The sequence below is a fragment of the Piscirickettsia salmonis LF-89 = ATCC VR-1361 genome, from assembly GCF_000297215.2.
Classification (GTDB): Bacteria; Pseudomonadota; Gammaproteobacteria; order Piscirickettsiales; family Piscirickettsiaceae; genus Piscirickettsia; species Piscirickettsia salmonis.
The window spans coordinates 1-9,352 of record NZ_AMFF02000077.1; the positions used below are offsets into that span (position 1 = coordinate 1).

Below are 9,352 nucleotides of genomic sequence, written 5' to 3' on the forward strand. Positions count from 1 at the left end.
TTTAAACCCGATCGAGCATGTATGGTCACCGCTTAAAAATAGGGTTCGCATGAAGCTTGATCAAGATGAAATAAATTTAGAGACAGCGCTTAGTCAAGTAATGAAGTCAATGTCAGAAACTATTCGTTGAGCGCTATAACCCTAAGAACCCGAATTAAGCGTTTAGCACGCAAAACCATTTGTTTTTCGAAGAGTGAAAAGATGCATGATGTAGTGATTGGTTTATTCATCAATAAATTCGAGTTTGGCAAGGCAATCTAACTAAGCAATCAAATAGATACATTAGCAATTTTAAGAACTCGAAGCAGGCATATTGATTACCGATAAATCGTCAATATGCCTTGTCAATATCAATTACGCATTATTAAAATTTTCGCTAACAAAATCCCAGTTTACTAATGCCCAAAATGCATCTAAAAACTTAGGGCGCGCATTGCGGTAATCAATATAATACGCATGTTCCCAAACATCACAGGTCAGTAAAGGTGCTTTACCTTCTGTCATTGGATTTCCTGCATTAGATGTGCTAACAACCTCAAGCTCTCCAACTTGATTTTTGACCAGCCAGCCCCAACCCGAACCAAAGGTAGTGACTGCAGTTTGAGTAAACTGCTCTTTGAACGATTCAAAAGAACCAAATTTGCTGACAATAGCATCAAATAACTCACCGCTCGGCTGGTTGCCTCCTTGTGGGCTTAAACAGCTCCAAAAGAAGGTATGATTCCATACTTGCGCTGCATTATTAAATAGCCCACCGGAAGATTTTTTAATAATCTCTTCAAGGTTTGTACTAGCAAACTCAGTGCCTTCAATTAACTTATTTAAGTTAGTAACATAGGTATTGTGGTGCTTGCCATAATGAAACTCTAACGTTTCTTGGGACATATGTGGCTCAAGTGCATTCATCGCATACGGCAGTGCAGGTAATTCAAAAGACATGATCAGGATCTCCTATGGTTATCATCCAGTTATTATAATCGTATTATTCTAATGTGAATCATGCCATTAGCGCAAATGTTGCCATTCGCCATTAATAGTATAACGTCGGATCTGTAACACCAGCCTCAATGAAACCTTTCTTACGGTAAGTGCAACTATCACATTGCCCACATGCACGCCCCGTGTGATCTGCCCGATAGCAAGACACTGTCAAGCTATAGTCCACACCGAGTTTTAACCCTGCATGTATAGTTTGCGCCTTACTTAAGTGAGATAAGGGTGCATGAATATTCAGCTTATTCCCCTGAGTACCTACTTTGGTCGCTAAATTTGCCATCTTTGCAAAGGCCTCAATATATTCAGGGCGACAATCTGGGTAGCCTGAGTAGTCCACCTCGCTCACGCCAATAAAAATATCCTGTGAGCCCAACACTTCTGCCCAGCCTAAGGCCATCGATAAAAAAATGGTATTACGTGCCGGTACATAAGTCACAGGAATTTCACCATCGCCTTTATAGTCAGGCACATCAATATTATGATTAGTCAGTGCAGACCCTTTAGCAACTCCGCCCATAGTCAATTTAACCACTTCATGCTGTTTCACCCCCATAGCCCCAACAAGGCGTTTCACCGCATCAAGTTCAGCAGTATGCTGTTGACCATAATCAAAACTCATTGCATAAACATCAAACCCTTGCGATTGTGCCAATGCAATGCAAGTCGTCGAATCCAACCCGCCTGAAGCCAAAACAACGGCTTTTTTTACGCTATTTGTCACTATAGTCTCCTTTTTAGCCATGATTTCTAATCATAAAATAATAATACTTAAATAATGTAAGACGCTCTAAAATTTCTGAGCATGCTAACAAAGCACATGGAAAAATACCAACCCCTAAGCAAATTAAACATACTGTCCAGCACAATAACCGGAAGCCCAGGCCCATTGAAAGTTAAACCCACCCAAATGCCCTGTTACATCAACAACTTCACCAATAAAGTACAAACCAGGCACTTTCTTCGTCTCTAGGGTTTTCGAAGAAAGCTCATCCGTTGAAACGCCACCTAAAGTGACCTCTGCGGTTCTATAGCCCTCAGTTCCTGCAGGGTGTAAAGTAAATCCATGCAATCGCTGAGCGATTTGTTTTAATGCAGAATGATTATAATCTGCCAAACGCTTTGAGCTTAGCCAGTGATCAAATAACACCTGAACAAATCGTTTTGGCAACAGCTCATTCAACAGTGTCTTTAATTCCGTTTTTGGCCGTTGCCTTTGTAATTGCACAAGGTGCTCAAAGACATTTATCTTCGGTAGTAAATCGATTGTTATCACCTCACCCGGCTGCCAATAACTGGAAATTTGTAAAATGACCGGTCCACTCAAACCGCGGTGGGTAAACAATAAATCTTCAGTAAAACTCTGGCTAGCACAAGAGACGGTAACATCTGCAATACTCACTCCCGATAACTCTTTAAAGCAGTTAAGATCTCGCGGATGAAGTGTAAACGGCACAAGTCCTGCGCGCAACGGTAATACTTTTAGGTTAAACTGCCGAGCAAGTTGATGACCAAAATCAGTCGCCCCCATCGTTGGAATCGATAAAGCACCCGTAGCGACGACCAGTGACTTTGCCTTAACCTGACCCTCAGTTGTCGATAGATGGAAACGATCGCTTTGCTCGAATTTTACTTGCTCTATACTGCACTTTAGCCAAATTTCAACACCCGCCTCGTCACAGTCAGCCAATAACATCTTCACAATATCCTTAGAACTATGATTACAAAACAGCTGTCCTAATTTTTTTTCATGAAAGTCAATATAGTGTGCTTTAACACGTTGAATAAAGTCTTCAGGTATAAAACGCTTTAATGCAGATTTACAAAAATGATGGTTTTCTGATAAATAATTATCAGGGTGTGCATAAAGATTAGTAAAATTACAACGACCGCCCCCAGACATCAAAATCTTTTTACCCACTTTATTGGCATGATCAATAATAAGTACGTTGCGGCCACGTCGCCCAGCCTCAATGGCACACATTAACCCTGCCGCACCTGCACCCACTATAACGACATCAACATTCAAAATTAAAATACCTCTTTACATCAGAATGGATCTATTGTATGGAGGAAACTCAGTTATTTCTCGCTCCTCCTATTTTATTTTTAGTTGTTACTCAAAAACACAACTGGTTAAATTTTAACCAATTCTTGCAAGACCACATCATCACTTTATTTGCAAAACTTATCCACACCCTTATTAACAAAAGCTGTGGACATTCACTTATCCACAAAGTGATATTCACAACATTTCACTAACCAAACTCGCTAAATTAGTCAAGCCATTTTCTAATTTTTTTGACCAAGGAAACCCACAGCTTACCCGAATACAACTGCGATAGGCATCTGTCATTGAAAATAAAGTCCCAGGCACAATGCTAATCTTTTGCTCACGTGCTTGTAAAAATAACGCTTTCGCATCCACCTGTTGGGGAAATTTCAACCACAACAAAAAACCACCCTGAGGAGCAGACAAAGCCGTCCCCTCAGGAAAGGCCCGCTCAATCGCCTGCCGTGTTTGACTCACTTGACTTGCAAGTAGATGGCGCAGCCGTCGTAAATGCTGCTCATAACCCCCTTGTTGAATAAATTGACTAAGCGCCAACTGTGCCGGTGAGCTCGATGTTACCGTGCGTGATAGCTTAATACGAGCAAATTCAGCCAAAAAGCGGCCGGGCATCGCCCAACCGACACGATAACCGGGAATTAATACCTTAGAAAAAGAGCTACAATATAAAACAATACCCTGCTCATCAAACGATTTTAATGACCGCGGCACTTGCCGACCATAACCGCACTCTGCATAAATATCATCTTCAACTAAAGGAACTTCATACAAAGTGGCTAACTGCACAAGTGCTTGCTTATCTTCATCGCTCATCATAAAGCCTAATGGGTTTTGGAAATTTGCTGAAAGCAGGCAAGACTGTACACGTTTCCCTTGAAATAACGCTTCTAATTGGCCTAAGTCCATACCTTTTTTTGGATCTGTACGTACCTCTATAGCTTTTAAATGCAGACTTTCTAGTAATAATAAAAAACCACTAAAAACCGGCGATTCCACCGCAACGGCATCACCTGGGGAGGTCACCGCACTTAAACTGATTGCAATCGCCTCCATACAGCCTGCAGTAATCACAATATCTTCTTCAGTGCAGCCATGTACTCCATGGCTCTGCATACGCTTAGCAATTTCATAGCGCAATGGCAAATAACCACGCGGTTGCATATATTGTTGGCTCTCTACAGGCTGCATACGCAGCGCTCGGCCCATTAAACGTGCTAATTTATCCCCTGGCAACAGCACTGGGCTGACTAAAGCAGCACCAAACGGTACCATCTGATGATCCGCACAGACCTCAGCCACCGTTAGATGCAAATTATCAACAGTTACCTCCCGCGCCTCTAATGGTAATCGCTCTTGAGCCTTTAACCCCGGCACTGTTGCCGCTTGTCCCTGCGCTGAGTAAGCAACATAATAACCTGACTGCGGCTGAGAAATGAGTCGCCCTTCCGCTTCCAAGCGCTGATACGCTTCAATGACTGTCGCAACACTCACCTTTTCTAACTGACTCATATGCCGTAAAGAAGGTACGCGCTCGCCAGGCTTTAACTGGCCAGAGTCAATGCGCTGGCGGACAAGGCGTATTATCCTTTCATAAAGCAATTCATACTCTTGCACCATATGTAAACACTTACCAAACAACTGTTACGGTTAAATTTTAATTAATTGTATCTGTATTGGTTGTAAATATCGACTTAAACTATATTAAAGCAAAACAAACATTCCTGATCATAACACACTGCCTATGAGCCACTATATGCAACATATTAATATTAAAGTAAAAATCGCACTGATTATCACTATAATTTTATGGTCTTCCGCCTTTATCAGCATTCGCATTGGCTTAGAAGCCTATACACCCGGCCCATTGGCTTTACTGCGTTACCTTGTTGCCTCACTGTGCATGTTATTTTTCTACTTACGGCTTAAAAAACGCAGTACATTGACATTCTTTGATTATGGCCGCGCCATCACCTGCGGTATACTCGGCTTTGGTGTTTATAATGTTGCGCTCAATATGGGAGAGGTTACAACCAATGCTGCAATCTCCAGCTTTATTATCTCTCAGGTGCCTTTAATTACAGTTCTCTGTGCCAGCTATTTTTTAAAAGAAAAACTATCACTCACAAATAAACTGGGGTTATTAATTAGCTTTATCGGCATTTGCGTTATTTTATCCAGCCAGTACTCAGGAACTACATTTAATTACGGTCTGATTGATGTGATCATCGCAACGCTAGCAATGAGCTTGTATAACATCCTACAAAAACCGTTATTACAACGCATGTCTGCAATAGAGTTTACCAGCATCGCCATGTGGTCAGGCACCGCCATGATGTTAATTTTTACGCCTGATTTAATGTATGAAATTCAACAGGCGCCGATCTGGATCACAATAAATGTTATTTATATGGGAATTTTTCCTGCCGCAATCGCATATTTTCTTTGGAGCTATGCATTAAGCAAAGTACCCACCTGTTATGCGGCTTTCTATTTTTACTGTATTCCATTAATCACAACAATGATGAGCATCGCATTATTGGGTGAAACTTTATCTACAATTGGCTTTTTAGGTGGACTGATTGCTCTTTTTGGTGTTGTCGTCGCCCAACGAAAAAACAAAACAGAAAAAGAACAAAAAAGCCAAACGACACTCACTACAACGCAGGTGAGCATGGCAAAAGAGCCAAGCTAATTGACTATTTAAACAAGCAGCTTGGTACTGCCATTATGGCAAGCTTCACTAAAGATAACAATGGAGATAGCACAAATGGACTGCCACTCATATATTCAACGCAAACTCGAAAATAATATCTTAACACTGCAGATTAATCGCCCTGATAAAAAGAATGCAATTAATCAACAAATGTACCAAACATTAGTCACTGAATTAGATATAGCAAGCCAAGATGATACAATTAAAGCCATCTTGTTTACCGGTACAGCAGAGACCTTTACAAGTGGTAATGACCTCAATGATTTTGCCAAACTACGCTCTGCTGAAGATCTGAAAGACGTTGTCAATTTTTTACATCGCATTAGCACACACAAAAAGCCACTCATTGCCGCTGTCAACGGTCTTGCCATCGGCATTGGTACCACATTGCTTTTACACTGTGATCTTGCTTTTTCAACGACAGAAAGCCATTTTCAATTGCCTTTTATTCATCTTGGTCTTTGTCCAGAAGGGGCATCCAGCGTATTGCTAGTACAGGCTGCAGGCTATAAAAAAGCCGCTGAATTATTAATGACAGGTAAAGCATTTACTGGGCAGGAAGCCTTAGAAATGAATATTATTAATCAATTATTTCCTAAAGAAACATTGCTAGAAAAAACACATGAATATCTTGATATTCTCGCACAGCAACCAGCACAGGCACTGCAAATAACCAAGCAACTCTTAAAACGCCCACAGGCTCAAACCATCACTGAGGCCATTGAAGTAGAATGTACGCACTTTATTAATCAGCTACAAAATAAAGAAACTCAGACAATAATCAAAAATAAGTTAACACCTGTCAAAAAATAATCACTAGCTTAAAACTTGCATTGCGGCATTAGTAATAATCATAGAATGCGTCTTTTGCTCAGTTAAAGCACACGCTGTAGCATACAAACCGCGGTGAGTTTGCTGAGCAACATTCGTCACTTTGCTTGCAACTAAATCAACTTGGCTTTCTACAGTGTCAATTCGACTCATTGCTATCTTAACATCACTGGCAATCGTTTTAGTGCTAGATGCAATCGCAGCTGTTGTCGCTAGCGCAACTTCACTTCTTACATTATTAATTTCAGTCGCAACAGCAGTACTGACCGTCTCTTCAATCGTTGACAGCTTCATATTTGTTTTATTCGGAATCATTTCAAGCGTGAGCTTTGTCGCAGCAATATCTGTGATATTTGATAGCCCACCCGTTTCAAGCGATGCTTTCGCTGTTGCTGCAATTTTAGTTGTTGCAATCGCACCATAGGTATTACCACTTACCGTCGCCCCCATAATCTCATAATTCGCTTGCGCTGCCGTTTGTGTATAACCCGTATTAGTAACATAGGACACATGACTCGTATTGCTATTTATATTCGCTGTAGAGCTGCTGCTGCCGATCGTCTTTTTTAACGTTTCATTATCAATATTTTCTGCCAGTACACTGTTATTAATTTTCGTCGTTTCCGTATGATTAACAATATTCCTTTTGATATGACTATTATGCGCCTTAATTTCGTGTTCTATATTTGCGAGTTTTTCCTCTAGTGCTGCAATTCGTGCTTTATCTGATAACAATGTAACACTCCCTAAGTCCAATATTTCTTATTTAGTTATTATCAATATTATTATCAATAAGAGTAAACATGTCTAAGTCTAACATTAAGACTCTCGACTTGTGGTCACTTTTAAACTATAACCTGGGTGACTAATTTCAAAGCCCGCACTTCCTGCCTGATCACTCAACCTAATCTCACTGCCACTTTCAGAGCGAATAATATGGTCATACGAGTTTTGACTATTAACAACATTCACATGATCACTGTTATAACCTGAGCCAATAATAATAGGACTTTCAGGATAACCATGAATAAAACCGACTAAAAGCTCAGTACCAACTTTAATTGGAAAGTGCATACCATAGTTTTTACCAGCAAAAACCTCAACCTTGCGGGCTTTGAAAGGGGTTGGTTTCTCGTAATTTGCTCTTAAAGTCACTTCATAATAACCAAAGTCATCAAGGTGAGCATACTCACTATCACAACTACCATGTGCACTAGCATGAATAAATCCAGCAATATTGGGTACAGTACTACTCATTTTTGATCGATATTGAATATCAGCTGGAATTAAATACAACGAACACTCATATATTGGACTCACTTCTTCATTTTGAATTAACGTCGTTGCTTTTTGCTTACCACACACTTTCATAGCATAGATAAGATATTTTTGCGGCGCTTTTCCATCGCCTTGCTCTATAACATTAATCAGCTTACCAGGATAAGCATTAATAATTTCACCACACAATGTATAAGTATGTCTTAAACATCCAAAGCTCTGGGCATAGACATTTCCTAGACGTTCTAACTCTTCTTGACTACCAGCCCCCGCAATATAGTGATAGTGATCACTATGACCATGATCTGTAACTTGTATAGTCGCAGTTAATAATTGCTCAGCATTTAACGGATTATAACTTTGGACTATGACTTGATTAGGTACAATAAATACCGACTCATTCAGAATTAAACACTGGCGCGAGCGGTTCTCCGCAAAGTCATTAGAAATAAACACCTTATCTGTCAGTGACTGATGCAGTGATTTATCATCAATAAAAACAATTTTTCCATCCTCACTATAATCAAAGTAATAATAAATACCATGACGCTCAAGATGACGGGATAGAAAATTCCAATCAGTCTCTTGATACTGATGAAATATTTTTTCCTGGCCATACGCAGCATTTAACCTTAAGTCATAAGCTATGCCTTGTTTAGAAAAAAGAGTGTGAATAAGGTCATTAATAGTAGCATTAGAAAATACACGGCTTTTTTTATTTTCGTTAAGTTGATAAACTTCATGCTGTAAACCAACAGAGTAATTATAATATTTTTCAGAACAAGTCACTTGTTTAACTTGCCCAATAAATCCTGTAATTTTTAAGTTATTTTTAACAAAAGCAGCCTTAGCATAAAGGATTTCATCAATATTAATTTTTTTTTCTACCAAAAATTCTAATGCTATTTCAGGTAAACTAGATAACGATAACTTTTCTTGATAAGAGATAACATTAAGATATTTTTCACTATTAATTTCAACATAAGCTAAATCAAGTGAATAGTTATTCATAATATACTCGTTTATTTACATATAGTTTTTATAACTAATAAACCTTAATAGCTAACAATATAACATTAAACGCATTAACAATACATTAACAGCACCACAAGTATCATTACGTTATCACTTTCACAGTGATACGCTAACGAACTAAAATTAAAACAGTATTTCAAAACGACTCTAACGATTCGAAAAAGGGATAAAATCAGGTCTTATCTCTATACTCACTGAGTCTTTAAATTAATTAATAACTCACCTTACGCACAGGTCATAAACATTTTAATCGCCTAAGCTCTTCAAAAGCTATTTGATTTGACCGCACAAGTAATTTATATTTGAGTGCAAAGTGGTTAAGTTGTGCTTTTACACTCAATGTTTCTAGTTTACAAAATGCCACGATTGATGCAAAAATATGATTGCATTGTGACCGAACAGTTTTAGTTGGTGATTTTGCTAAACTTGCA

General features: G+C 39.2%; 8 protein-coding genes and 2 pseudogenes. 3 read left to right on the forward strand and 7 right to left on the reverse strand.

Annotated features, from left to right (window positions below; all coding sequences use genetic code 11):
• Nucleotides 1–135: 135 nt before the first annotated feature.
• Nucleotides 136–261 (forward strand): annotated as a pseudogene (locus tag C200_RS14960) (IS1 family transposase); the annotation flags it as partial.
• Between the two features lie 93 nt (nucleotides 262–354).
• On the opposite strand, the gene C200_RS08185 reads toward C200_RS14960, so the two are convergent.
• The 4 genes from C200_RS08185 to C200_RS08200 all read right to left on the reverse strand — a co-directional run bounded on the left by C200_RS08185 (nucleotide 355) and on the right by C200_RS08200 (nucleotide 4,681).
• Nucleotides 355–939, reverse strand: a complete 585-nt coding sequence (locus tag C200_RS08185; RefSeq protein WP_016210921.1) for a superoxide dismutase — start codon at nucleotides 937–939, stop codon at nucleotides 355–357.
• Nucleotides 940–1,030: 91 nt separating this feature from the next.
• A complete protein-coding gene (gene queC / locus C200_RS08190; protein ID WP_016210925.1) occupies nucleotides 1,031–1,717 on the reverse strand; it encodes a 7-cyano-7-deazaguanine synthase QueC in 687 nt (228 codons plus the stop codon).
• A 123-nt stretch (nucleotides 1,718–1,840) separates the two neighbouring features.
• Nucleotides 1,841–3,031: a BaiN/RdsA family NAD(P)/FAD-dependent oxidoreductase gene (locus C200_RS08195; protein ID WP_196771062.1), complete on the reverse strand. Its 1,191-nt coding sequence runs from the start codon at nucleotides 3,029–3,031 to the stop codon at nucleotides 1,841–1,843.
• A gap of 207 nt (nucleotides 3,032–3,238) precedes the next feature.
• Nucleotides 3,239–4,681 carry an aminotransferase-like domain-containing protein gene (locus C200_RS08200; protein ID WP_016210917.1) on the reverse strand — a complete coding sequence of 481 codons (1,443 nt, stop codon included), beginning with the start codon at nucleotides 4,679–4,681 and terminating at the stop codon, nucleotides 3,239–3,241.
• A 136-nt stretch (nucleotides 4,682–4,817) separates the two neighbouring features.
• Between C200_RS08200 and C200_RS08205 the strand changes: the two genes are divergently transcribed.
• Nucleotides 4,818–5,756 carry a DMT family transporter gene (locus C200_RS08205; protein WP_161625467.1) on the forward strand — a complete coding sequence of 313 codons (939 nt, stop codon included), beginning with the start codon at nucleotides 4,818–4,820 and terminating at the stop codon, nucleotides 5,754–5,756.
• Between the two features lie 60 nt (nucleotides 5,757–5,816).
• On the forward strand, nucleotides 5,817–6,590 hold the full coding sequence (locus C200_RS08210; RefSeq protein WP_016210930.1) for an enoyl-CoA hydratase-related protein: 774 nt from the start codon (nucleotides 5,817–5,819) through the stop codon (nucleotides 6,588–6,590).
• Between the two features lie 3 nt (nucleotides 6,591–6,593).
• Here C200_RS08210 and C200_RS08215 read toward each other — a convergent pair whose 3' ends face one another.
• From C200_RS08215 to C200_RS16120, 3 genes and pseudogenes are all read right to left on the reverse strand, one after another.
• Nucleotides 6,594–7,343 carry a hypothetical protein gene (locus tag C200_RS08215; protein WP_016210918.1) on the reverse strand — a complete coding sequence of 250 codons (750 nt, stop codon included), beginning with the start codon at nucleotides 7,341–7,343 and terminating at the stop codon, nucleotides 6,594–6,596.
• An 84-nt stretch (nucleotides 7,344–7,427) separates the two neighbouring features.
• Nucleotides 7,428–8,897, reverse strand: a complete 1,470-nt coding sequence (locus C200_RS08220) for a type VI secretion system Vgr family protein (RefSeq protein ID WP_016210926.1) — start codon at nucleotides 8,895–8,897, stop codon at nucleotides 7,428–7,430.
• A gap of 259 nt (nucleotides 8,898–9,156) precedes the next feature.
• Nucleotides 9,157–9,352: pseudogene (locus tag C200_RS16120) on the reverse strand (IS701 family transposase); the annotation flags it as partial.